Source organism: Sphaerisporangium perillae (genome assembly GCF_023276435.1).
GTDB lineage: Bacteria > Actinomycetota > Actinomycetes > Streptosporangiales > Streptosporangiaceae > Sphaerisporangium > Sphaerisporangium perillae.
Window position 1 is genome coordinate 38,525 of record NZ_JALLPO010000052.1, and the last position, 23,797, is coordinate 62,321.

General features: G+C 67.7%; 20 protein-coding genes, 2 tRNA genes and 1 riboswitch. Of the genes, 15 read left to right on the forward strand and 7 right to left on the reverse strand.

All coding sequences use genetic code 11. The features are described 5' to 3' along the window. Positions 1-44 precede the first annotated feature (44 nt). Both MYF83_RS36410 and MYF83_RS36415 read left to right on the forward strand, forming a co-directional pair. Positions 45-1,352, forward strand: a complete 1,308-nt coding sequence (locus MYF83_RS36410; RefSeq protein WP_248965353.1) for a M50 family metallopeptidase — start codon at positions 45-47, stop codon at positions 1,350-1,352. Between the two features lie 115 nt (positions 1,353-1,467). Further along, positions 1,468-1,836, forward strand: coding sequence for an MmcQ/YjbR family DNA-binding protein (locus MYF83_RS36415; RefSeq protein WP_248965354.1), 369 nt, complete (start codon positions 1,468-1,470; stop codon positions 1,834-1,836). Between the two features lie 94 nt (positions 1,837-1,930). Here MYF83_RS36415 and MYF83_RS36420 read toward each other — a convergent pair whose 3' ends face one another. The 3 genes from MYF83_RS36420 to MYF83_RS36430 all read right to left on the reverse strand — a co-directional run bounded on the left by MYF83_RS36420 (position 1,931) and on the right by MYF83_RS36430 (position 4,998). Next, the gene (locus tag MYF83_RS36420) at positions 1,931-2,848 is read right to left on the reverse strand and encodes a coiled-coil domain-containing protein (RefSeq protein ID WP_248965355.1); all 918 of its coding nucleotides are present in this window, start codon (positions 2,846-2,848) and stop codon (positions 1,931-1,933) included. 55 nt (positions 2,849-2,903) lie between these two features. Continuing rightward, positions 2,904-3,041, reverse strand: a riboswitch (cyclic di-AMP (ydaO/yuaA leader). Between the two features lie 62 nt (positions 3,042-3,103). Continuing rightward, positions 3,104-4,177: a galactose-1-phosphate uridylyltransferase gene (galT, locus tag MYF83_RS36425; protein WP_248965356.1), complete on the reverse strand. Its 1,074-nt coding sequence runs from the start codon at positions 4,175-4,177 to the stop codon at positions 3,104-3,106. Next, on the reverse strand, positions 4,174-4,998 hold the full coding sequence (locus MYF83_RS36430) for a DeoR/GlpR family DNA-binding transcription regulator (RefSeq protein WP_248965357.1): 825 nt from the start codon (positions 4,996-4,998) through the stop codon (positions 4,174-4,176). Before MYF83_RS36430 ends, galT begins: the two co-directional genes overlap by 4 nt. Before the next feature lie 207 nt (positions 4,999-5,205). Here MYF83_RS36430 and MYF83_RS44600 point away from each other — a divergent pair, with 207 nt between their 5' ends. Next, complete coding sequence (locus MYF83_RS44600) at positions 5,206-5,283, forward strand: 50S ribosomal protein bL37 (RefSeq protein ID WP_372500345.1); 78 nt, start codon at positions 5,206-5,208, stop codon at positions 5,281-5,283. 81 nt (positions 5,284-5,364) lie between these two features. On the opposite strand, the gene MYF83_RS36435 is transcribed toward MYF83_RS44600, so the two are convergent. Then, positions 5,365-6,720, reverse strand: coding sequence for a dihydrolipoyl dehydrogenase family protein (locus MYF83_RS36435; protein WP_248965358.1), 1,356 nt, complete (start codon positions 6,718-6,720; stop codon positions 5,365-5,367). Positions 6,721-7,523: 803 nt separating this feature from the next. On the opposite strand from MYF83_RS36435, the gene MYF83_RS36440 reads away from it, so the two are divergent. Next, positions 7,524-8,369 (forward strand): class I SAM-dependent methyltransferase, encoded by an 846-nt coding sequence (locus tag MYF83_RS36440; RefSeq protein WP_248965359.1) that lies wholly within the window; start codon positions 7,524-7,526, stop codon positions 8,367-8,369. 116 nt (positions 8,370-8,485) lie between these two features. Here the strand turns inward: MYF83_RS36440 and MYF83_RS36445 are convergent, their stop codons facing one another. Next, positions 8,486-8,743, reverse strand: coding sequence for a hypothetical protein (locus tag MYF83_RS36445; protein ID WP_372500342.1), 258 nt, complete (start codon positions 8,741-8,743; stop codon positions 8,486-8,488). Between the two features lie 82 nt (positions 8,744-8,825). On the opposite strand from MYF83_RS36445, the gene MYF83_RS36450 reads away from it, so the two are divergent. From MYF83_RS36450 to MYF83_RS36460, 3 genes are all read left to right on the forward strand, one after another. Beyond that, positions 8,826-9,626, forward strand: coding sequence for a tyrosine-type recombinase/integrase (locus MYF83_RS36450; protein WP_248965360.1), 801 nt, complete (start codon positions 8,826-8,828; stop codon positions 9,624-9,626). 692 nt (positions 9,627-10,318) lie between these two features. Next, on the forward strand, positions 10,319-11,101 hold the full coding sequence (locus MYF83_RS36455) for a methylenetetrahydrofolate reductase (RefSeq protein WP_248965361.1): 783 nt from the start codon (positions 10,319-10,321) through the stop codon (positions 11,099-11,101). Between the two features lie 87 nt (positions 11,102-11,188). Further along, the gene (locus MYF83_RS36460; RefSeq protein ID WP_248965362.1) at positions 11,189-11,836 is read left to right on the forward strand and encodes a tyrosine-type recombinase/integrase; all 648 of its coding nucleotides are present in this window, start codon (positions 11,189-11,191) and stop codon (positions 11,834-11,836) included. 59 nt (positions 11,837-11,895) lie between these two features. Here the strand turns inward: MYF83_RS36460 and MYF83_RS36465 are convergent. Beyond that, positions 11,896-11,969, reverse strand: a tRNA-Gly gene (locus MYF83_RS36465). 91 nt (positions 11,970-12,060) lie between these two features. Here MYF83_RS36465 and MYF83_RS36470 point away from each other — a divergent pair. Further along, positions 12,061-12,134: transfer RNA gene (locus MYF83_RS36470), tRNA-Pro, on the forward strand. A gap of 188 nt (positions 12,135-12,322) precedes the next feature. On the opposite strand, the gene MYF83_RS36475 is transcribed toward MYF83_RS36470, so the two are convergent. Beyond that, positions 12,323-12,742 carry an ATP-binding protein gene (locus MYF83_RS36475; RefSeq protein ID WP_279340552.1) on the reverse strand — a complete coding sequence of 140 codons (420 nt, stop codon included), beginning with the start codon at positions 12,740-12,742 and terminating at the stop codon, positions 12,323-12,325. 356 nt (positions 12,743-13,098) lie between these two features. On the opposite strand from MYF83_RS36475, the gene MYF83_RS36480 reads away from it, so the two are divergent. The 7 genes from MYF83_RS36480 to MYF83_RS36510 all read left to right on the forward strand — a co-directional run bounded on the left by MYF83_RS36480 (position 13,099) and on the right by MYF83_RS36510 (position 23,145). After that, the gene (locus MYF83_RS36480) at positions 13,099-13,968 is read left to right on the forward strand and encodes a Sco1979 family transcriptional regulator (protein WP_248965372.1); all 870 of its coding nucleotides are present in this window, start codon (positions 13,099-13,101) and stop codon (positions 13,966-13,968) included. A gap of 208 nt (positions 13,969-14,176) precedes the next feature. After that, positions 14,177-15,556, forward strand: coding sequence for a trigger factor (tig, locus tag MYF83_RS36485; protein WP_248965364.1), 1,380 nt, complete (start codon positions 14,177-14,179; stop codon positions 15,554-15,556). A 240-nt stretch (positions 15,557-15,796) separates the two neighbouring features. Further along, a complete protein-coding gene (locus tag MYF83_RS36490) occupies positions 15,797-17,365 on the forward strand; it encodes a Na+/H+ antiporter (RefSeq protein WP_248965365.1) in 1,569 nt (522 codons plus the stop codon). A gap of 117 nt (positions 17,366-17,482) precedes the next feature. After that, complete coding sequence (locus MYF83_RS36495; protein WP_308201563.1) at positions 17,483-18,127, forward strand: ClpP family protease; 645 nt, start codon at positions 17,483-17,485, stop codon at positions 18,125-18,127. Between the two features lie 11 nt (positions 18,128-18,138). After that, positions 18,139-18,783, forward strand: a complete 645-nt coding sequence (locus tag MYF83_RS36500) for an ATP-dependent Clp protease proteolytic subunit (RefSeq protein ID WP_308201564.1) — start codon at positions 18,139-18,141, stop codon at positions 18,781-18,783. A 180-nt stretch (positions 18,784-18,963) separates the two neighbouring features. Further along, the gene (gene clpX / locus MYF83_RS36505; RefSeq protein WP_248965366.1) at positions 18,964-20,247 is read left to right on the forward strand and encodes an ATP-dependent Clp protease ATP-binding subunit ClpX; all 1,284 of its coding nucleotides are present in this window, start codon (positions 18,964-18,966) and stop codon (positions 20,245-20,247) included. Between the two features lie 297 nt (positions 20,248-20,544). Beyond that, positions 20,545-23,145, forward strand: a complete 2,601-nt coding sequence (locus MYF83_RS36510) for a valine--tRNA ligase (RefSeq protein WP_248965367.1) — start codon at positions 20,545-20,547, stop codon at positions 23,143-23,145. The last annotated feature ends 652 nt before the right edge of the window (positions 23,146-23,797 follow it).

Consider the following 23,797-nt stretch of genomic DNA (forward strand, 5'->3'; position numbering starts at 1 on the left):
AATGTAAACAGAAGGCATCTTCTCCGCAGGTGGGGGTAGCACCTATGAGCTGGCTCGTCGTGGCCGGGTTTCTCATCTTCTTCCTCGGGATGGCCTTGTCCATTGCCCTCCACGAGCTGGGCCACCTTGTGCCCGCCAAGTTCTTCGGCGTCAAGGTGACGCAGTACATGGTGGGTTTCGGGCCCACCATGTGGTCACGCCGCCGCGGCGACACCGAATACGGCCTGAAGTGGATTCCGCTCGGCGGCTACATCCGCATGATCGGCCCGCTTCCGCCGCGCCCCAACGACGATCCGAACAAACTTCGCAACATGTCCACGGGGCCGTGGCAGGGGCTCATCGAGAGCGCCAGGCAGGCGTCACTGGAGGAGGTCCGGCCGGGCGACGCCGACCGCGTGCTGTACCGCAAGCCCTGGTGGCAGAAGGTCATCATCTTCTCCGGCGGCCCCGCCATGAACTTCGTGCTGGCCTTCGCCCTCTTCGCCGTCGTGGTGATGGGCTTCGGGGTAGAGGTCGCCAAGCCCGTCGTCGGCGCGGTCTCCAAGTGCGTCATGACCGTCGCCGAGCAGGAGAAGGGCCAGAAGTGCACACCGGCGCACCGCGCCACCCCGGCGGCGCTGGCCGGGCTGAAGGCCAACGACAAGATCGTGTCCTTCGGCGGCAGGCCGGTGACCTCCTGGGATGACGCCAGCAAGCTGATCCGCGGCCACGGCGCCGGCCCCGTCGCCATCGGCATCGTGCGTGACGGCAAGCCGATGACCTTGAACGCCACCCTCGTCGCCCAAGATCGGCCCTCGCTCGACGACCCCGCCAAGCTCGACAAGAACACCGGCTTCCTGGGCGTCAGCCCCGTCATAGTCGTCGAGAAGCAGGGCCCCGGGTACGTCGTCGGCCTCATGTGGGACCTGACCAAGCGCACCGCCCAGGCGCTCACGCGGTTCCCCGAAAAGCTCGTCGGGGTCTGGCAGGCGGCCTTCGGCGGCGCCGAACGCGACCTGGACAGCCCTCAGAGCGTCGTGGGCGCCGGACGCATCGGCGGCCAGATCGCCGCGGCGGCCATCCCGCTGGAGAACAAGATCGTCGGGTTCATCCAGCTGCTCGCCGGGGTCAACCTCGCCATCGGCATGTTCAACCTGATCCCGTTGATGCCGCTGGACGGCGGCCAGATCGCCGGCGGTCTCTGGGAAGGCGTCAAGCGGGGCTATGCCCGGGTGCGGCGCCGCCCGCTACCTGGCCACGTGGACATCGCCAAGGCGCTGCCCCTGACGTACGCGATGGCGATCGTGCTCTTGGTCATGGGCTCCCTGCTCATCTACGCCGACATCGTGAACCCGATCCGCCTCCCGGGCTGACCCGGTCGCCCCGCCTCGTCCCCGCCTCCCGGCCGGCGCCGTCCGCCCTCCGGGAGGGGCGAAGCCGTCCGGCGAAGCGCATCCGAACACCTGATCGATGGCCTATGGTGGTTTCGTGGACGAGCTGGAACCGTCGCAGGCCCTCGAGCGGCTGAGGAGCCTCTGTCTGGCCCTGCCCGAGACGACCGAGCGGCTCAGCCATGGCGAGCCCACGTGGTTCGTCCGCGGCAAGAAGACCTTCGTGATGTTCGCCGACCACCACCATGACGACCGGCTGGCCTTCTGGTGCGCGGCGCCGCCCGGCGTCCAGGAGGCGCTCGTCGCCGAGGCTCCCGACCGGTTCTTCCGTCCCCCGTACGTGGGCCACCGGGGCTGGCTCGGGGTCTATCTCGACGTGCCGGCCGACTGGCAGGAGATCGCCGAGATCGTCACCGACGCCTACCGGCGGGTGGCCCCCAAGAGCCTCGCCGCCGGCCTCGGCTGACGGCCGGGCCGACGGCAGAACAGCCGGGCCGGCGGGCTGGAGGGCAGGGGCGGCGCGACCCGCTGAACGCTTCACGCGGACGCGCCGCCGCCGGCTAATACATCGAGATGTGGACGTGGTCGAAGTGGTTGGCGGTGATGCCGCCGCGGTTCTCCATGGGGCGCCAGCCGGGGAAGCCGAGGTTGTAGATCCGCTGCCGGTAGATCACGTACTTCACCCCCAGCTTGCCGCCGTTCTCGATGGCCCAGGCCGCGACCTGCTCGCCCAGCGCGGTGCCGGCCGCCGAGGGCATGGCGCCGCCGGAGCTCAGCATGAAGTCGCACGCGCGGCCCAGCGGGTGCTCGCCGCTGTTCTCGGCCCGGTAGCAGCCGATGGGGAAGGTCAGCGGGAAGTGGCTCTTGACCTGCGCCCGCATCAGCCGGGTCCGGGGAGTGATGTTGTCGCTTCCGGTGGGCAGCTCGGGGGCCCATGACCCGTTCGACCGCTTGCCGGGAGCGGTGGGGACGAGCCGGTCCAGCTTGTCCTTGATCTGGCTGATCAGCTTCTCGGCTTCCTTGCGCTGATCGGTGACCTCCAGGACGTCGTCGCGGAGGTGCTTGGTCAGCGTGGTCGCGTCGTCGGCGGCCTTCTTGCGGGTGTCTCGCGCCGACGCGAACCGGGCTATCTTCGCGGTCTGCTCGGCCTGGAGCTGCTGCAGCATGGCCGCTCCGCCGAAGTCGGGGGAGAGGATCTGGCCCATCATGCCAAGGCCGCCCGCCTGGTAGCGGAGCTGGGCGATGTCGCCGACCTGGCTTTGTGAGGTCTTGAGATCCGACTCGGCGGTCTTCAGCCGCTCGCGCGCCGTCTTCTCGGCCGTCTTGGCCTTGGCGACGGCGACGCGCTTGGCGTTGTACTCGGCGATCAGTTTGTCGATCTTCTTGTTGAGCGAGGCCAGCTGCGCCTTGAGCTGTTTCTCGGTGGGCTTGGGGGCGGCGTATCCCGCCGTCGACTGGCCCAGCACGAGGGTGGCCACGATCAGGACACTGGCGGCCAGGGAGCCATGGCGGCCGAAAGTCGGGGGCAGAGCCCGCTCCTCTCCTTCTGCCGACCGGGTTAGCTGACGGGTTCGGGCCGGAGTCGCCCTACCACTGACGTGGATTCACCCCAAGGAACCAATGGGTCCCCGGCTCCCAGGCGGGGCACCTGGGATTAGGCGGACCGACCGTTACGGCCGGTGTGGGATGGATGTTAGTGGTAAGTGCTCGTTTGTGGCGACTCGGGGTGCTTGCTACGCCGGTGACCGCAGGAGACGGGCGGCCTCCTCGGGCAGCACGTCGTTGACGAAAGCGCCCATCGCGGACTCCGAGCCGGCCAGGTACTTGAGCTTCTGCGCGGCCCGCCGGATGCTGAAGAGCTGCAGGTGCAGGTAGGCCAGGTCGCGCCCGGTGTTGACGGGCGCCTGGTGCCAGGCCGCGACATAGGGCATGGCCACCCCGAAAAGGCCGTCCAGCCGCCGCAGCACGTCGGTGTACAGCGGACCGAATGCCGCGCGCTCCTCGGCGTCCAGCGAGGACAGGTCCGGAACCTGGCGGTTCAGGTAGACGTGCACCTCGAACGGCCACCGGGCCGCCGCGGGGACGAACGCCGTCCAGTGGTCGTTCGACGCGACCACGCGGGTCTCGGCCTTCCGCTCGGCCTCGAGCACGTCGGCGAACAGGTTGCCGCCCGTCCTCTCCCGGTAGCGGGCCGCCGAGTCCAGCATCTGCCTCGTGCGCGGCGTCACGTACGGATAGGCGTAGATCTGGCCATGCGGGTGCGCCAGCGTGATGCCGATCTCCGCGCCGCGGTTCTCGAAGCAGAACACCTGCTCCACGCCGGGCAGCGCCCCGAGCTGCTCGGTGCGGTCGGCCCACGCCGTCAACACCAGGTCCACCTGCTCGGGGGAGAGCGCGGCGAAGGAGGAGTCATGCTCGGAGGTGAAGCACACCACTTCGCAGCGGCCGAGCCCGGGACGCACCTCGCTCAGCCCGCCCACCTGCTCGTACTCGCCCGCGTGGAAGCTGAACGAGGGGAAGCGGTTCTCGAAGACGGCGACGTCGTACTCGGGAGCGGGGATCTCGGTGGCCCGGCCGGGCGCCGACGGGCACAACGGGCACTCGTTCGCGGGCGGCAGGAACGTACGGCTCTGCCGGTGCCCGGCGATCGCGATCCACTCGTCCATGACCGGGTCGTACCGCAGTTCGGAGGCCGGGGGACGCGGAGGCAGCTCGCGGGTGTCGACCGCGCTGCGGTCGGCGTCGTCACGGCGGTCGAAGTAGATCAGCTCCCGGCCGTCGGCCATGCGGGTGACGGTGCGCTTCACTGGGCCGCCACCTGTCCGGCCTGCGTCGTCCGCGCCGCGGCCGGCTGGGCCGGATCGGCCAGGAGGAGCGTGCCGGCCTGGTCCGTCAGCGTGGACCTCGCCTCCTCGGACAGGCCCGTGTCGCTGATCACGACGTGCGCCTCACCGAGCCTGGCGATCGTGCTGATGCCGACGGTGCCCCACTTGGTGTGGTCGGCCAGCACGACGAGTTGCTGTGCCGCGGCGACGAGCTCGCGGTCCATCTCGGCCTCCAGAATGTTCGGCGTCGTGAATCCCGCCCTGAGGTTCATGCCGTGCACGCCGAGCATCAGCGTGTCGACGTTGAGGGCTCGGATGGCGGCCACGGCCACCGGGCCGACCAGGGCGTCCGACGGTGTGCGCACCCCTCCGGTGAGCACCACCGTCTGGTCGGGGCGTCCGGCCCGATGGAAGACATCGGCGACCTGGACGGAGTTGGTGATGATCGTCAGGTGCGGGACGTCGACGAGGTGGTGGGCGAGGGTCCAGGTCGTGGTGCCTGCCGAGAGGGCGACGGCGCTGCCGGGGCGGACGAGCTCGGCGGCCCGGCGGGCAATGGCCTCCTTCTCGGCCTGCTGGCGCACGGACTTGGCCGCGAAGCCCGGTTCCTCGGTGGAGCCCGCACCCGTGGCGGTGGCGCCGCCGTGCACCTTCTCGACCAGGCCGCGCTCGGCCAGGACCTCCAGGTCGCGGCGGATCGTCATGTCGGACACCCCGAGCTCGCGCACCAGGTCGGCGACCCGGGCGGCGCCGTTCCTGCGAACGCGCTCGAGGATCGCCTGCTGCCGTTGCTGGGCCAGCATCGCCTCTCCTCTACACCAAGTTCCCCCAAATTACCACATATTCTCACTGGATCGCTGTTCGATCGTGGGGAAGAGCGGCGTGCGGTGGCATGAATCCCCAGGAGACCGCCGATGTACCCGTGCTGTTCCTTTGACCTTTGGGCCTTGTACGGTCCCCGCGGCGCGGGCATGGTGAGGGCACTGATCCGTACGCGATGGGAGGCCGAGATGGCGAAACGCGCACGAAAGGGCCGGGCCCGCAAGAAGAAGAAGGCCAACCACGGCAAGCGGCCGGTGTCACGCTGACCGATCCGCGCCGGCCGTCCAAGCGTGGATCACCATGCCGGAGAACGGCTCGATGACGCACGCCGAGGTCGGCGCGGAGGCTCAGCGCAGGCGGGTCAGGGTGTCCTCGACGGCCCGGTGGAAGGTCGGGTAGGCGTAGATCATGCTCTCGAGCCGGTCGATCGGCGTCCGGGAATGCACGGCCAGCGTCAGCAGGCCCAGCACCTCCCCGCCGCAGGGCCCGGCCACCGTCGCGCCGACCAGGACTTGATCGCCGGCGATCAGCTTGACCAGGCCTTCGGCCCGGTGGATCCAGCCTCGGGCCGAGGAGGAGAGCGAAGTGACCGCCGCGCGCACGGCGATGCCCTTCTCGCGCGCCTGTGCCTCGGTCAGGCCCACCGCGCCCACCTCCGGATCGGTGAAGGTCACCCGCGGGACGGCGTGGTAGGCCGCCGCCGGCCCCGGCTCGCCCAGGATGTCGGCGAGCGCGATCTTCGCCTGGTACATCGCGATGTGCGTGAAAGCGCCCTTGCCGGTCACGTCGCCGAGCGCCCACACGCCCTCGGCGGCCCGCATGCGCTCGTCCACCTCGATCGAGCGCGCCGACTCGTCCAGGCCGACGGAGCCCACGCCGATCGCCGGGAGGTCGCACCGGCGCCCGGTGGCGATCAGCAGCTTCTCGGCCCGATGGCTGCCGTCCGCGGTCATCACGGTGAAGGCGGCGCCGTGGTGGTCCACCCGGCTGACCTCGATGCCCGTGCGGACCGTCATCCCCTCGCCGGCGAAGACCTTCGCGATCAGCTCGCTCGCTTCGGGCTCCTCCGCCGTGAGCAGCCGCCCGGCCGCCTCCAGCACCGTGACCTCCGCGCCGAAACGGCGGAACACCTGGGCGAGCTCGGTCCCGACCGCGCCGCCGCCGAGCACGATGAGCGACCGCGGCACGTGCTCCGCCTCGATCGCCCCGTGGTTGGTCCAGTACGGCGTGCCGGCCAGGCCGGGGATCGGCGGCACGACGGGCTGCGAGCCGGTGGCGATCGCGATGCCGCGGCGGGCGCGCAGCCGGCGCGTGCCGTCGATCGTCACCTCTCCCGGCCCGGTGATCCGGCCGCGCCCCCGTACGAGGGTGCCGCCCTTGTCGCGGAACCGGTCCGCGGCGACCTTGTCGTTCCAGTTGTCGGTCGCCTCCTCCCGGATCCGCCGGGCCACGGGCGCCCAGCTCGGGACGACGGTCGACTCACCCGCCATGGCGGGGATCCGCCTGCCTTCGGCGAGCAGGTCGGCCGCGCGGAGCATCATCTTGGACGGGACACAGCCCCAGTACGGGCATTCGCCGCCCACCAGGTTGGCCTCCACGCCCGCGACGGCCAGCCCGGCCTCCGCGAGGCCTCCGGCGAGCTCCTCGCCGCCCGGTCCGAGGCCGAGAACGATGACGTCGAACTCTTCCACTTCCGCAGCCATGGCCTTCCCCTGCCCATGGGCCACGCCACCGACACGGCCCCGGCCAAGATCTTCACCACGCCGATCGGAAGGGTGTGAGGGCAAGTTCTTGCTTGATCACGCCACATCGGGCATGCACCGGGCACGCTGTGCCAGGTGAGTGTGGGCGTGGTGGATCGCCCGGTAGTCCTCCTCCATCGGACGACGCAGGGCGCCGTCAGGGTGTTCCAATGACAGCTGTGTTGATCACCGGCATGTCTGGTACGGGGAAGTCCTCGGCGCTCAACGAGCTGAGCCGCCGCCCAGGCCGCACGCGCGGCGCGGGGACGCCGGCGCGGGGCGTAGGCGGCGCGGGCGCGCCGCCGCTCGACGGCGGCAAGCTCGTGGAGGACATCCCGAAGTCCCAGGCTGGGCGCCGAGTTCCAAGGGGGCATGGCTGCGCCGATCGCGCTTCCGCAAGATCTGGAACAAGGTTCGGGCGGATGTCGGGCTTTCTGATCTTCACTTCCATGATCTTCGTCACGTCGGTAACACGCAACGGGCACGAGACCAGAAGTGAGCCAGGAAAGAAGTGAGGCCCGGGTTGAGGATCATGTCCTCTACCTGGGCCTTCATCATGTGCCCCTGATCTGGCGGCAAGGCTGCGTGGTCTGGTTGGGCCGCTGCGTCCGGCTTCTGGGGCGGATCATGCTCGGCAGAGATCGTCACATAGCCAGACGTCCATCTGGCTATGGCCGTCAGGGCGCTTCAGGCGCATCCTGTGAAGTGCGCGGAGTGGCCGGGCGTGGCCAGCATGCTGGGTTCTGGCCGGCGAGGAGGAATGCATGGAAAGCGCGCCGAGCAGGACGGCGATGTTTGCGGCCGTGTCGCGTGGATTGTTTCGCCTGGAGACGGCGTCGCCGTGGGTACTGGACGATGTGCTGGCCCTGGTGCTTGTCGGCCCGGTATGGCAGCAGCTGCGAGACCAGTTCGATCCGCTGTTCCCCGGCCCGGTCCGCAGCGAGTCCCGTGCGGCTGTCTGCACCCGCAGCCGGTACGCCGAGGACCGGCTGGCTGCTGGTGCCTTCACGCAGTACGTGATTCTTGGCGCGGGGCTTGACTCGTTTGCGTGGCGGCGGCCGGATCTGCTCGGCTCGCTGACGGTGTTCGAGGTTGATCACCCTGCCTCCCAGGCCTGGAAGCTCGAGCGGGTCAGGGAGCTCGGCCTGCCGCTCAGCGACTCGCAGGTATTCGTGCCGGTTGATTTCGAGGCCGGACCGGTTCAGGATGTTCTGGGCCCGGCTGGGTTCGACTGGGCGCAGCCGGCGATGTTCTGCTGGACGGGCGTCGCCCCCTATCTGACGGCACAGGCGATCGAGTCGACGTTGCGCACGATCGCGGCGGCTGCTCCCGGGTCTGAGGTGGTGTTCTCCTACCGGGCCGAGGACTGTGCGCTCGACGATGCGGGGACGGAATTCGCCCGTATCTACACGCCGATCGCGGCTTCTGTCGGCGAGCCTCTTCAGCCTGGCTGGCCGGTATCCGAGATCGAGAGGCTGATCAGCCGGTGCGGGCTAAAGGTCGTGGACCACCCCGCACGTGCAGACCTCCAGCAGCGGTACTTCGCCGGCCGTACCGATGGCCTGCGGCCCTATACCTTCGAGACCCTGGTGGCCGCGCGGGTCACCTGAGCGAGCGCAGGCCACGTCGGCAACTTCACCGTCTGCGAGGGCCAGGCGGTGACGGTACGGCAGAGGAGTACAGCAACCTCCAGGGCCTCGGCGTAGCCGCGTCGTGTCCGCTTTGCTCATGCTGGGCGCAGTCCGAGGGTTTCGAGGGTCCGGGTGGCGTCCCGGGCGTGGTGCCTGCAGGCGGCGGCGACGCTGGCGTGCCCGGCCGTTTTCAAGATGCCGATGGCCAGGTTGCGCAGGGCGGCCATGGCCTGGGGTCCGCTGCCGGTGCGGATCTGGGAGGCGTCTTCGCCGTAGCTGACGTCGCGGAGGTGGTGCAGGGCCTCGATCTGCCAGTGGCCGCGCGGATAAGAACGAGAACCGAAAGCAGCCAAAGGCCGGCTCAAGCCACGGACAGAAGGCCTGTATCGATCACTGCTGAACAACCATCTCGTTCCGACGTTCGGTAACCGGCACTTGATCGACATCCGCGAGGCCGATGTACGGCGCTGGCGCAAGGAACGGCTACGAGTGGTCGGACAATCCACTGTCGCAAAGGCGTACACACTGCTCAAAGCCATCCTGAACACGGCGGTTGAGGACGAGGAGATCAGGCGCAACCCATGCCGGATCAAGGGCGCGAGCACACCCGACACTCCCGAACGGGAGTTGATCCCTCTTACGAAGGTTCTCGAGATCCTCGACGTGGTGCCGGCGCGCTATCGGGCGCTCGTGCTCTTGGCAACCTTCACGACCTTGCGTTGGGGCGAGCTCGCGGGCCTTCGCTGTACCCATCTCGACTTGGAGGCCGGCGTGGTGCGTGTCGTCGGCGCCCTGGTCGAACTTGACGGCGGCACGCTCCTCGACGACACACCCAAGTCCCGGGCCAGCCGTCGAGTGGTCGCCATCCCTCCGGAACTCATACCTCAGCTTCGTGAGCATGTGGACGCCTACTCGGAGCGGGTGGCAGATGGCTGGGTGTTCGTAGGACCCAAGGGCGCTCGCCTGAGGCGATCCAGCTTCCGCCGAATCTGGAATAAGGCCCGTACGACCGTCGGCCTCCCTGACGTCCACTTCCACGATCTACGCCATGTGGGGAACACCCTGGCGGCTGCCAACGGCGCGAGTCTCAAAGATCTGATGGCGCGAATGGGCCACTCCTCCACTCGGGCCGCGTTGATCTATCTGCACGCAACTCACGACCGTGACCAGGCCATCGCGAAGGCACTCGGTCAGGCGTTCAAGGACGCAAGCAAGCCCAAGATCGAAGAAACGTAGTGTGGCACGTGTGTGGCACGGAAGCTCTAAAAGAGCGGGTGGAGATCACAAAGGCCAGGCTTCCCATGGGGGTTGACCTGGCCTTTTGTCTTGAGAGCGGACGACGGGAATCGAACCCGCGTAGCCAGTTTGGAAGATTGCGGTGCGTGACCCTCCGGCCTGCTGCGTTCCAGCTCATAGACGGTTTCGCCTTGCCCGCGAGTCCCCGTGGCTCCCCTTTGCTCACCCTCCTGACGGGCACGCAACGGGCACGGCCTGAGAACCCCGTGCGGACGCACGCACCCCTCTCGCCGGATCTTCCCGTCTGCCTCGTCCCACCCGGGAGGGGCAACAGCCCGGGGACGGAGGGTCAAGGCCGTCTTCGCGTGTACGTCAGCCGGTAGACGTTCCTCGGCCATTGGATGCCAACGGTCACAGACGGCCTTGATCCGGAGGAGTTGGGATGTTGGGCTTGCCTGGGACGTGGCAGACGGGAAGATCAGGCTTCCACCTCAGCCCCTCGGGTCCTCGGCGATGCGCGGGCGATCATCCCGGAGCTGAGGACCCCCGCCGGAGGCATCGCTTTTCTAACAGGGGATGGATTCTTCCTACCGGTGGCTCAGATCATTGCTTGGGTACTCATGTGATCGCAGAACGCATCGGTCGATGAAAGCGAGTGGCTGGCCGCCACCTGCCTTCTCTAGGTTGGCTCCATGACTAATCACCCGTTCCAGATCATCTGCGAGATCGAACCGCCCACCCGGCCAGACCTGAAGCACGTTCGGCACCAGATCGGCACCCTGAGCAAGGTGGCCGACACTTTCCTCGTACCTGACAACCACATCGGCCGTGCCACAGTGTCCAGCGTGGCGGTCGCGCACGAGGTTGAGGCAATGGGGGGACGTAGTATCGCCTGCCTCAACTCACGCGACCGTAACCTGCTGGGGTTCCGCCGGGACCTGCTCACCGCAGCCGCATACGGTGTTGACCAGTTCCTGTTCGTCTACGGGGACAAGCCCAGTTCAGGTAGCCGGACCGGAGAGCTGAACGTGCGGGCGATGATCGAGGAGGTCCGAGCCCTACCGAAGGACAGCGCGTTCACGGGAGTGCGACCCTTCCGCGTTGGCACAGCTGCGGCGCTGCGTCCGCTGCCAGCCTGGAAGCGAGCAGCGGACTTTATGTTTGTCCAGGTCAGCTTCTCGCTGGAAGCCTTGCTGAGGTGGCGGGAGGCCAACCCGATGGACGTTCCGGTATATGCAGGCGTGATGGTTCTCGCCAGTGAGACGCACGCCCAACGTCTCGCGGCTGCGATCCCAGACATCGACATCCCGAGCGAACTGGTGGAGAAAGTCGCCTCCGACCGCCTCGCCGGTGTCGAGGCCACCTGCGAACAAGTGCTCCAGATCCGAGACTCCGGAGCTTTCGACGGCGTACATCTAATCCCGGTGGCCCGGTATCGCGAGGTAGCCGCCCGGCTGGAGCACCTACTCAGCTGACGGCATGGTTGGGCAGTCCTGGCCGGTAATCGGTCCGGCGGCTCGGAGCAACTTGGCGGCGGCGCGTCGCTGGGGTCGGTGAGTGCGTTGGGTACGGCGGGTGCGCGGTACGGCTACGGCCCGGGTCGCCGCCGGCTGGGACCGGCGCCCACGCCGCACGCCCAGCCGGCGGGCGGCAGAGGGCCGGTACGGCGGCGCGGCGCGGCGCCGCTTGACGGCGGCAAACTCGTGGAGGACACCCCAAAGTCTCGGGCCGGTCGTCGGGTGGTCTCCATACCGCAGGAGATCATTCCGGAGCTTCGCCACCACCTTGACCAGTTCGCGGAGCCGGGGGAGAACGGGCGGGTGTTCGTCGGTCCCAAGGGGGCATGGCTGCGCCGATCGGGCTTCCGCCGGATCTGGAACAAGGTCCGGGCGGATGTCGGGCTCCCTGACCTTCACTTCCATGATCTTCGTCATGTCGGCAACACGCTCGCGGCGGCCTCCGGGGCGAGCCTCAAGGAGCTGATGGTGAGGATGGGCCACGCGAGCCCCCGCGCGGCGTTGATCTACCAGCACGCCACGCAGGACCGGGACAAGGTCATCGCGGAAGCGCTCGGCCAGGCGCTCAAGGCCGCGAGGGAGGGCAAGCCCGAGAAGCGGCGGAAGCCGGCGGCGGGGAACGGGCACGCTCGCCGGTTGGGTCGGCAGGCCGGAAAGGGAGCGGGCACGCAACGGGCACGAGACCAGAAGTGAGCCAGAAAAGAAGTAAGGCCCGGGTTGAGGATCATGTCCTCTACCTGGGCCTTCATCGTTGGAGCGGACGACGGGAATCGAACCCGCGTAGCCAGTTTGGAAGACTGGGGCTCTACCATTGAGCTACGTCCGCGCGAGCCGGTCGCTGTCTGGTCTAGACTTCATCCGGTCGTCAGGACGTAAGCGTACCGGAGATTTACGAGTGCGCGAGCGACCCGATGTTCCGGGGTGTAGCGCAGCTTGGTAGCGCGCCTGCTTTGGGTGCAGGAGATCATCGGTTCAAATCCGGTCACCCCGACCCGCCGGACGCCCGGCTCCGCGCACGCGGAGGCCGGCGGCGGCGTTCGCATCGCCGCGGCGGCGGTCGCGGGACCGCTGGAGTGATGGTTCTCGGTGCCGCCCACTAATGGTTCCGGTGTCGCCGCAGTAGTGGTTCCGGTCCGGCGAGTACTGGTGTCCCGGGGCCGGCGGAGTGCTGACCGGTGGTCAGCGATCGGCGCGAAAGAGCGCCCAGACGGCCTTGCCGCCCTCTTCGAGCGGGTCCCAGCCCCAGCACTTGCTGTAGGTCTCGACGATGTACAGGCCGCGGCCGTGCTCGGAGATGAAGTCGGGTTCCTTCGGCGTCGGGACCTCGTCGCTGGGGTCCGACACCGCGAGCAATATGTGCGGGGACATCCGCAGGAGCATCAGCGTGATCGGGTGGTCGTCGTAGCGCGGCCCGGAGTGGCCGGCGTAGCGCACCGCGTTGGTGACCAGCTCGGAGACCACGAGTGCCGCGTCGTCACCGAGTTGGGGACATCCCCAGCTCCTGAGGGTCGTGCGGGTGACGTCTCTGGCCGTTTTCACGGAATCGGCCTGCGGGCGTAGCGGGCAGGTGGTGGCGTCCTCGTGTCGGCTCGACCGCAATAGACGCCGAAATCCCACTTCAGGGGTTACTTCCAGGCGGTGGGCCGCGGATACGGGCTCCAGCATCCTGCTGATACCTCCCGCTGTCATTGTGGTCTCCGCAGCCAGTCGCTTCGTTTTACGAGTTAGTGCAGGTTTAGCCCAATATGCACTAGACCATCATGGGTCAGTATTGCGCCTTGGTGCAAGACCCAAATGCACGTGCAGTTGCGCCGTGCAGACGCATGAACTCGTACAGAAGGGACGGGCGGGTCCGGCCGGTGCGACCCGTGAAACGGACGATCGGATCAGACCTTGTCATGGGAGCCGGAAGTGGTGACACTGTGTTGGCTGGCCCGAGAAGAGGAGGAGGCCGAATGACACTGTTCCAGCCCGGATCCGGTCCTACGGCCCTCCGTATCCTGTTGGGGGCCCAGCTGCGTCGACTCCGCGAACATAAGGGGATTTCGCGCGAGGACGCCGGTCATCAGATCCGCGGCTCCGAATCCAAGATCAGCAGGATGGAGCTGGGACGGGTCGGATTCAAGGAACGCGATGTGGCGGACCTGCTCACCCTTTACGGAGTCGCGGACGGGGAGGCACGGTCGGCCGTGATGGACCTCCTGCAGAGAGCGAACGAGCCCGGCTGGTGGCATCGTTTCAACGACCTCCTGCCCTCCTGGTTCCAGGCGTACGTCGGCCTCGAAGAGGCCGCCTCTCGCATTCGCACCTATGAAGTGCAGTTCATCCCCGGGTTGCTGCAGACCAAGGAGTACGCCCGCGCCGTCATCAGGGCGGGCGCGGCGGGCATCGGGGCCGCCGAGATCGCGCGCCGCGTCGACCTGCGGATGGAACGCCAGCGCGTGCTCGACCGGGCCGACGGGCCCATCTTCTGGGCGGTGATCGACGAGGCGGCGCTGCGGCGGCCGATCGGCGGCACCGACGTGATGCGCGGCCAGCTTGAACACCTGCTCGAACTCATGCGGCTGCCGAACATCACGATTCAGGTCATGCCGTTCAGTTTCGGCGGGCACAGCGCCGAGGGCGGAGCGTTCAGCATCCTTCGCTTCGAAGACAGCGAGCTTCCGGACGTGGTATACGTGGAGCAGCTGGCCAGCGCTCTCTACCTGGACAAACGCGAGGAAGTGGACCGTTACAGCGAGGTGATGGAGCGGCTGTGCGCCGTCAGCACCACTCCTGACGACACGGTCGAGATCCTCCAAAAGATCATTTCTCAGAGATTCTGATGCCTGTCGGTGACGCCGAAGGTGCTCGCCTGCCCTAGACTGGCATGCGGCGCTGGACACCCGCCACAGTTGAGCACGCCCAGATAGGTTGTGCCGGTTGGCCTGTGCACTGAGCCGCCCATGTGGGCGCGGCGCGCGATCATGTCGCGGTAGCCGTACGGCATGACGCGCCCGCGATCACCAGAAGCTTGATCAAGGAGACCACCCCGTGAAGACCGCTGTCGAGGAGCTCAGCCCGACCCGGGTCAAGCTCACCGTCGAGGTGCCGTTCGAGGAGCTCGAGACGAGCATGCAGGCGGCGTACAAGAAGGTCGCGCAGCAGGTGCGCGTGCCCGGCTTCCGCCCCGGCAAGGTTCCCGCCCGCATCATCGAGCAGCGCTTCGGCCGCGCGGTGGTTCTGGAGGAGACCCTCAACGAAGCCCTGCCGAAGCTGTACGGCCAGGCCGTGGACGAGAGCGACGTCTTCCCGGTGAGCCAGCCCGAGATCGAGGTCACCAAGATCGAGGACGGCAAGGAGGTGGAGTTCACCGCCGAGGTGGACGTCCGCCCCGCGTTCGACATCCCGGCCTACGAAGGCCTCGAGGTGACCGTTCCCTCGGCCGAGGTCTCCGACGAGGACATCGACACCCAGATCGACGCCCTGCGGCAGCGGTTCGCGACGCTGACCGGCGTCGAGCGTGCCGCCGGCAACGGCGACTACGTCGTGATGGATCTCTCCGCCACGATCGACGGTAAGAACATCGAGGAGCAGCAGGCCTCGGACGTCTCCTACGAGGTGGGCGCCGGCTCGGTGCTGCAGGGCCTCGACGACGCCCTGGTCGGCATGGCCGCCGGCGACGAGAAGACCTTCACCACGACGCTGGTGGGCGGCGAGAACGCCGGCGAAGAGGCCGAGGTCACCATCAACGTCAAGAGCGTCAAGGAGAAGGTCCTCCCCGAGCTGGACGACGAGTTCGCCGGCCTCGCCAGCGAGTTCGACACGCTGGAGGAGCTCCGCGACAGCATCAGCGAGCAGGCGCGCCGCAACAAGCTGGTCGACCAGGTCGTGCAGGCCCGTGAGAACGCCGTCACCGCCGTTCTCGACCAGCTCGACATCCCGCTGCCCGACAGCGCGCTGAACGCCGAGCTGGACGCCCGCAAGCACAACCTCGAGCACCAGATCGCCGAGAGCGGGCTCAGCCGCGAGGCGTTCTTCCGCCTGTACCAGACCACCGAGGAAGAGCGGTTCGCCGAGTTCGAGGAGAACTCCAAGAAGGCCATCAAGACGGGCTTCCTGCTTGACAAGATCGTCAAGAAGGAGGAGCTGGGGGTCAACGAGGAGGAGCTGACCAACTTCGTGGTGCGCCGCGCCATGCAGCTGGGCGTCGCCCCGAACACCCTGGCCCAGCACCTCGCCGATAACGACCAGCTCACGCTGGCGATGGTCGAGATCGTCCGTGACAAGGCCAAGACCGTCATCGGCGACGCCGTCAAGGTGGTCGACGAGGCCGGCAACGAGGTCGACCTCAAGGCCATCTACGCCGAGCTCAACGAGGGCCAGGAGGCCGACGGCGCTCCCGCCGAGCCCGCCGCCGAGCCCGCCGAGTGATCCTCGCGCCTGCCGGCCGAGCCCGGCGGGAAGGCGCACCGGCCGGCCCGAGCCGGCCCGATCTTCGCGTTGCCCCCACCGCGTTCTCGCGGCGGGGGCATCGCCGTTTCACGGCCCGCAGGAGCACGCCTGTCGGTCCGTGCGACCGTGCAGCTGCATTCACCCTTTGGTGACTGATGGGGTGATTCTTTCCAGATCCCGGGCAACTCTCGACTGTGAGGCGGGTATCCGGGGGTGCCGATGATTGACGAGCACCTCATCGTCGGCCTGGCCGTCGCCGTGCTCATGCTCGTGGGGCGGGGAGTGGCGCGCGGCCTCGGCGTTCCGCAGGCGATCCCACTCGTCGTGCTCGGCGTCGCGGCGAGCCTGCTGCCCGGCATGGGCAAGGCCGTCGTGGCGCCCGATGTCATCCTGAACCTCTACCTGCCGCCCCTGGTGTACCGCGCCGCCTTCCTGACGGCGCCGCGCGAGACCAGGGAGAACGCCGTCCCGATCTCGGTGATGGCCTTCGGCCTCACATGCGTGACCGCCCTCGCCGTCATGGCGGCGGTGCGCCTGGCCGTGCCGGAGGTGAGCTGGCCGGCGGCGCTCGCGCTCGGCGCCGCGGTCGCTCCGACCGACCCCGTGGCGGCCACCTCCATCATGCAGCGCCTCGGCGCCCCCCGCCGCCTGGTCACCATCCTGGAGGGGGAGAGCCTCGTCAACGACGCCGTGGCGCTCACCCTGTTCGGCCTGGCCCTCACCGCGATCGCCCAGCCGGTCACCCTCACCGAGGGCGGGTCGCTGCTGGTCCGCGTGGTCGCGGGCGGCGTGCTGTACGGGCTCGTCCTCGGCTGGGCCGTGGGCCGGCTGCGCCACTGGATCAAGGACCCCGGCGCTCAGATCGTGGTCTCCCTGATCACGCCGTTCGTCGCCTACCTGCCGGCGGAGCACTTCGGCTTCTCCGGGGTGCTCGCGACTATCACCACCGGCTTCTACCTCGGCATGCGCGCCCACGGCCTCCTGCAGCCGTCCTCCAGGCTGACTGGTAACGCGTTCTGGGACGTTCTGGTCTTCCTGCTGGAGTCCAGCCTGTTCGTCCTGCTCGGGCTGGAGATCCGCCAGGTGGTCTCGGGGGTGTCGAACTACTCGCCCGCTCTGGTGGCCGGGACGGCGGTCGTCGTCATCGCCGTCGTCGTGCTGATCCGGCTGGTGTGGACGATGGCGCTGTTCCCGCTGGCCAAGTGGCTTCCTGGCAGGCATCTGTCGTTCGACCGGGTCGGCAGGGCGCAGCGCCTGGTGATGGGCTGGGCGGGGATGCGCGGGGCGATCACGCTCGCCGTCGCGCTGTCGATCCCGCTCACCGTGCCGAACCGGCCGTTGCTCATATTCCTCGCCGCGGCGGTCGTCCTGGCGACGCTGCTCGGGCAGGCGACCACGCTGGCTTCGCTCCTGCGCCTCCTCGGGCTCGGCGAGTCCGACAAGTCGGTCGTCGAGGAGGCCAGGGCCCGGCAGTCGACCATGGAGGCGGCCCTGGCGAGGCTGGACGATCTGGCCTCCGACGGCAAGGTCGACGAGCACACCGCCGAGGTGTTCCGCCAGCTCCTGGAGCTGCGCCTGGACAGGGTGCGCGCGATACTGAACGAGGATGAGGACGAGGGGTCCGGTGAGTCCGGCACCGGCGGCTGGCTGCGTAAGCAACTCAACTCCGCACAACGGGAGAAACTGGACGAGCTTTATTCCAGAGGGAAGATCAGCGCGACGACGCAGCGGCGCCTCATCCACGACCTGGACCTGGAGGATCGCGGTCGCGCCCACGGGTCTCAATGACCCTCCTGGTACCTGCGCCTTCAGCGAACAGCGCGGGGACCGGGACTGACCGGTCGGCGCCGCGCGTTAAGGTCACAAGCAAAGCCAATCGATTACGACGCATCGGAAGGTGACGCTGTGACCAGCCCGCCGACCTCTTACCAGCCCACCAGCTTCGGGCCGGAGTCGCGTGGCCGTGAGAACGGTTCGTTCCGACTTGAGGACCAGCTATACAACCGTCTGCTGCGTGAGCGCATCGTGGTGCTCGGCACCCAGGTGGACGACGAGGTCGCCAACCGCATCTGCGCGGAGCTCCTGCTCCTGGCCGCCGACGACTCCGAGCGGGACATCTGGCTCTACATCAACTCTCCTGGCGGTTCGGTCACTGCTGGCATGGCGATTTACGACATGATGGAGTATGTGCCGAACGATGTCTGCACGGTCGCCATGGGGCTCGCCGCCTCGATGGGGCAGTTCCTGCTCTGCGCGGGTGAGACGGGCAAGCGTTACGCGCTGCCGCACGCCCGCATCATGATGCACCAGCCTTCCGGTGGCATCGGTGGCACGGCCGCGGACATCGCGATCCAGGCGGAGCAGATGCTCTACGTCAAGAAGACCTTGGCCGAGCGCATCGCGCACCACACCGGCCAGCCGCTCGACCAGATCGAGAAGGACTCCGATCGAGACCGCTGGTTCACGGCCGAGGAGGCCAAGGACTACGGCTTCATCGACCAAGTCGTGCGCAGCGCGCGGCAGGTGCCCTCAGAGGGCGCCGTCTCCTGAAGGGGCAACTCGTGAGTGATCTGATCCGGCCGGGAGACATCAACGGCCGCTACATCATCCCTTCGTTCGTCGAACGCACGACGTACGGCGTCAAGGAGATGAACCCGTACAACAAGCTCTTCGAGGACCGCATCATCTTCCTCGGCGTGCAGATCGACGACGCGTCGGCCAACGACGTGATGGCCCAGTTGCTGACCTTGGAGTCGCTGGACCCCGATCGTGACATCAGCATCTATATCAACTCGCCCGGCGGGTCGTTCACGGCCATGACGGCGATCTACGACACGATGCAGTTCGTCCGTCCGGAGATCCAGACGGTCTGCCTCGGCCAGGCGGCCTCGGCCGCGGCCGTGCTGCTGGCCGGCGGCACCGCGGGCAAGCGCTTCGCGCTGCCGAACGCCCGCGTCCTGATCCACCAGCCCTCCACCGAGGGTGGCGGCCAGGGAAGCGACATCGAGATCCAGGCGCGCGAGATCCTGCGGATGCGCTCGCTCCTCGAGGAGATCGTCGCCCGGCACTCGGGCAAGACGCAGGAAGAAGTCCGTCGCGACATCGAGCGCGACAAGATTCTCAACGCCGATGAGGCCAAGTCTTACGGCCTGATCGACGACATCATCCCCTCACGGAAGAAGCGCGCTCAAGCCGTGGCTTCCTGAGGACGCGGATCGCACCGGAACGGTGCCCAATTGGGCACGTTCCGGTGCGACTCACCGCTAGGGGGCGCACTGTGGGCCCAGAAGACGGTAACGTCGAAACCTGAGCGGGATGACTTTTCGGACCGAGTCCGCAAGATTCGGATCGCGGAGCAGGCGGTCCCACGCAAAGGAGTATCTGGGGTGGCACGCATCGGCGACGGCGGAGACCTGCTGAAGTGCTCGTTCTGCGGGAAGAGCCAGAAGCAAGTCAAGAAGCTCATCGCCGGACCAGGCGTCTACATCTGCGATGAGTGCATCGATCTCTGCAACGAGATCATCGAGGAGGAGCTTTCCGAGTCCTCAGAGCTCAAGTGGGACAGTCTTCCCAAGCCGAGAGAGATCTACGAGTTCCTCGACGCCTATGTCATCGGTCAGGACCAGGCGAAGAAGGCCCTCTCGGTGGCGGTGTACAACCACTACAAGCGGGTGCAGTCCGGCGAACGCGGCCGAGACGATGGTCTGGAACTGGCGAAGTCCAACATCCTCTTGCTCGGCCCTACCGGCTCGGGCAAGACCCTTCTCGCGCAGACGCTCGCGAAGATGCTGAACGTCCCGTTCGCCATCGCGGACGCCACGGCGCTCACAGAGGCGGGGTATGTCGGGGAGGACGTTGAGAACATCCTCCTCAAGCTGATCCAGGCGGCCGACTACGACGTCAAGAAGGCCGAGACGGGCATCATCTACATCGACGAGGTCGACAAGATAGCCCGCAAGAGCGAGAACCCCTCGATCACCCGCGACGTGTCGGGCGAAGGGGTGCAGCAGGCCCTGCTGAAGATCCTGGAGGGCACGACCGCCTCGGTCCCGCCCCAGGGCGGCCGCAAGCATCCGCACCAGGAGTTCATCCAGATCGACACCACCAACGTGCTGTTCATCTGTGGTGGTGCCTTCGCCGGCCTCGAGAAGATCATCGAGTCGCGCATCGGCAAGAAGGGCATCGGCTTCAACGCGATCATCCGCTCCAAGGACGACATCGACGCCTCGGACATCTTCGCCGACGTCATGCCGGAGGACCTGCTGAAGTTCGGGATGATCCCCGAGTTCGTCGGCCGCCTCCCGGTGATCACCAGCGTGCACAACCTCGACCGCGAGGCGCTCATCCAGATCCTCACCGAGCCGAGGAACGCCCTGGTCAAGCAGTACCGCCGGCTGTTCGAGCTCGACAACGTCGAGCTGGAGTTCACCGACGACGCGCTCGAGGCCATCGCCGACCAGGCGATCCTGCGCGGCACCGGAGCCCGTGGCCTGCGGGCCATCCTCGAAGAGGTCCTGCTGTCGGTGATGTACGAGGTGCCGTCCCGCCAGGATGTCGCCCGCGTCGTCATCACCCGTGAGTCGGTCCTTGAGCACGTCAACCCGACTCTGGTGCCTCGCGACCAGCTGAGCGCCAAGCAGCAGCGCACCCCCAGGGAGAAGTCCGCCTGATCGGGCGGTCCTCATCCGCACCACGCCGACGTCATGCGATCGCGAAGCGGCAGGCAGCCGCTCGCGATCGCGTCGCGTTCAGCCGGTCACGCTCGCGATCGCGTCGCGTTCAGCCGGTCAGTCACGCGGTCTCCCTCGTCGTGACTCGCCCGCGAGAAACGCGCCGCAGATATCACGCTAAGTGATGACGCCGTACTTTTAGTCAAGCCTAAGATGCCTTTTCGGCAACCGCGGCCGTATACCGGATAACGGTCCCCAGCCGGTTGCGACGCGGGGCGGGTGCCGCCGTCCCTACAATTGGTGACTGTGACAACGCCAGAGCTGCCGACCCAGTACGCACCCGCCGACGTCGAGACCCAGAGCTACGAGCGCTGGGTCGCGGAAGGCTACTTCACGGCGGACGTAGGCAGCGGGCGAGAGCCGTACAGCATCGTGTTGCCGCCGCCCAACGTGACCGGCGTCCTCCACATCGGCCACGCCCTCGACCACTCCATCCAGGACGCCCTCACCAGGCGGGCCCGCATGCGGGGCTACGAGACGCTGTGGCTCCCGGGCATGGACCACGCCGGCATCGCCACCCAGAACGTCGTCGAGCGCGAGCTGGCCAAGGAAGGCCTCTCCCGGCACGACCTCGGCCGGGAGGCGTTCGTCGAGCGGGTCTGGCAGTGGAAGGAGGAGTCCGGCGGCCGCATCCTCGGCCAGATGGCCAAGCTCGGTGACGGCGTCGACTGGTCGCGCGAGCGCTTCACGATGGACGAGGGGCTCTCCCGGGCCGTCCAGACGATCTTCAAGAGGCTTTTCGACGACGGGCTCATCTACCGCGCCGAGCGCATCATCAACTGGTGCCCGCGCTGCCTCACCGCGCTGTCCGACATCGAGGTCGACCACAGCGACGACGAGGGCGAGCTCGTCTCCATCAGGTACGGCGACGGCGACGCGTCCATCGTGGTCGCCACGACCCGGGCTGAGACGATGCTCGGAGACACGGCCGTCGCCGTGCACCCCGCCGACGAGCGTTACGCGCATCTGGTGGGCACATCGGTGGAGGTGCCGCTCACCGGGCGGCTGATCCCGATCGTGGCCGACGAGCACGTCGACCCGGCGTTCGGCACCGGCGCCGTCAAGGTGACCCCGGCGCACGACCCAAACGACTTCGAGATCGGACGCCGCCACGGGCTGCCGTCCCTGACGATCATGGACGAGCGCGGCATCATCACCGCCCACGGCCCCTTCCAGGGGCTCGACCGCTTCGAGGCCAGGCCCGCCGTGGTGGCGGCCCTGCGGGCGGAGGGCCGCGTCGTCGCCGAGAAGCGGCCCTACGTCCACGCCGTCGGCCACTGCTCCCGATGCAAGACCGTGGTCGAGCCGCGGCTGTCCCTGCAGTGGTTCGTGAACGTGCAGCCGCTGGCCAAGGCGGCCGGCGACGCCGTGCGCGACGGCCGCACCCGCATCCACCCGCCCGAGCTGGCCAAGCGCTACTTCGACTGGGTCGACGACATGCACGACTGGTGCATCTCCCGTCAGCTCTGGTGGGGGCACCGGATCCCGGTCTGGTACGGCCCCGAGGGCGAGGTGCTGTGCGTGGGTCCCGACGAGGAGCCCCCGCCCGGGTACGTGCAAGACCCCGACGTGCTCGACACCTGGTTCTCCTCGGGGCTGTGGCCGTTCTCGACCCTCGGCTGGCCCGAGCGCACCGCGGAGCTCGAACGCTTCTACCCGACCACGGTGCTCGTCACGGGGTACGACATCCTGTTCTTCTGGGTCGCCCGCATGATGATGTTCGGGCTCTACGCCATGGACGGCGTGCCGCCGTTCCAGACGGTCGCCCTGCACGGCATGGTGCGCGACCAGTTCGGCAAGAAGATGTCGAAGTCCTTCGGCAACGTCGTCGACCCGCTCGACTGGGTCTCCCGGTACGGCGCCGACGCGACGCGCTTCACCCTGCTTCGCGGAGCCGGCCCCGGGTCCGACGTGGCGATCAGCGAAGACTGGGCGGCGGGCTCCCGCAACTTCTGCAACAAGATCTGGAACGCCACCCGGTTCGCGCTCATGAACGGGGCGACGGTCTCCGCGGCGCTGCCGGCTCCGGGCGAGCTGACCGTCGCCGACCGGTGGATCCTGTCCCGCCTGCAGGCGGTCGTCGGCGTCGTGGACGCCGCCTACGAGGACTTCGAGTTTGCCAAGATCTCCGACCAGCTCTACCACTTCGCCTGGGACGAGGTGTGCGACTGGTACGTGGAGCTCGCCAAGATCCAGATCGCGTCGGGCGGAGAGGTCGCCGAACGCACCCGGCTGGTGCTCGGCCACGTGTTCGACGCACTGCTCAGGCTGATGCACCCGCTCGTCCCGTTTGTGACCGAGGAGCTCTGGCGCGCGCTCACCGGTGGCCCATCGATCATGGTGGCCTCCTGGCCGGTCCTGGCGGAGGAGTACGCCGACCGGGCCGCCGAGGAGGAGATCCTGGCCTTGCAGGAGCTCATCACCGAGGTCCGCCGGTTCCGGTCCGACCAGGGGCTCAAGCCCGGACAGCGGGTCGCCGCCCGGCTGACGCTGGAGGGAACGGCGCTCGTCGCGCACGAGCCGGCGATTCGCACGCTGCTGCGCCTGGACGACCCTGTGGAGTCGTTCACGGCCACGGCGCGGCTCGCCATGGGTTCGGCCGTGGTCGAGATCGACACGGCGGGAGCCATCGACGTCGCGGCGGAGCGGAGGCGAATGGACAAGGACCTCGCCGCGGCGCGCAAGGAGGCTGCGCAGGCGGTCGCGAAGCTGGCGAACGAGCAGTTCATGTCCAAGGCGCCGGATGACGTCGTGGCCAAGGTGCGTGCCCGGGCGGCCCAGGCGGACGCCGACATCGCACGGCTGGAGGCCCAGCTCGCGGCACTGCCGGCGGGCTGACCCCCCGCGGCGCAGGAAGTCACGGAAGGGTCGCGGTCGAAGGTTTGAGCTTCCGCGACCCGGGAATAACCACCGGCTGACCCAAGTTGGTCATCAGCAGGCCTGACCGGTGCTAGAGTTCTACTCGCAGGGCGCGCCGCACTCCGCTCGAACCGAACGGAGGCTCCGGGAATCATCTGAGTCCCGGAGGTGCTAGGCTCCCTGTACTCCCAAAGACCAACCTGTATCCGGGTTGCCGCGTCGAGGTTGACACGGTCTCTCTGGCCAGGTAAGTTAGTGGAGTTGCCCTGGAGACGGGGTGGCTCGAATGCTAGTGGGTTCGGGTGGCTGGAAGTCAAGTGTCGGTAACGGCACGGTTTGCTCCTGGTCAAGCGGATTCGGTAGGATGAGGGCATACGAGATGGAAGCCCCGGAGTTCGGGCCTTTGGGTCTGGGTGATGGTGTACGCGTCCGTTTCTTGAGAACTCAACAGTGTGTTAAAAGCCAGTGCATGATTATGCATTAACCTCCGTCTTTCGTGCCTCTTTTTGTGGGTGCGGGGATGGTTCCTTTGGTTGGCATCGCACATGTGTGTGTGGTGTCCGCCGGGATTTCTTCAGACATTGTTTGGAGAGTTTGATCCTGGCTCAGGACGAACGCTGGCGGCGTGCTT

Coding starts and splice junctions, on each gene's coding strand:
- MYF83_RS36410 (WP_248965353.1), top strand. CDS start 45: ATGAGCTGGCTCGTCGTGGCCGGGTTTCTCATCTTCTTCCTCGGGATG.
- MYF83_RS36430 (WP_248965357.1), bottom strand. CDS start 4,998: ATGCTGGCCCAGCAACGGCAGCAGGCGATCCTCGAGCGCGTTCGCAGG.
- MYF83_RS44600 (WP_372500345.1), top strand. CDS start 5,206: ATGGCGAAACGCGCACGAAAGGGCCGGGCCCGCAAGAAGAAGAAGGCC.
- MYF83_RS36435 (WP_248965358.1), bottom strand. CDS start 6,720: ATGGCTGCGGAAGTGGAAGAGTTCGACGTCATCGTTCTCGGCCTCGGA.
- MYF83_RS36440 (WP_248965359.1), top strand. CDS start 7,524: ATGGAAAGCGCGCCGAGCAGGACGGCGATGTTTGCGGCCGTGTCGCGT.
- MYF83_RS36455 (WP_248965361.1), top strand. CDS start 10,319: ATGACTAATCACCCGTTCCAGATCATCTGCGAGATCGAACCGCCCACC.
- MYF83_RS36480 (WP_248965372.1), top strand. CDS start 13,099: ATGACACTGTTCCAGCCCGGATCCGGTCCTACGGCCCTCCGTATCCTG.
- MYF83_RS36490 (WP_248965365.1), top strand. CDS start 15,797: ATGATTGACGAGCACCTCATCGTCGGCCTGGCCGTCGCCGTGCTCATG.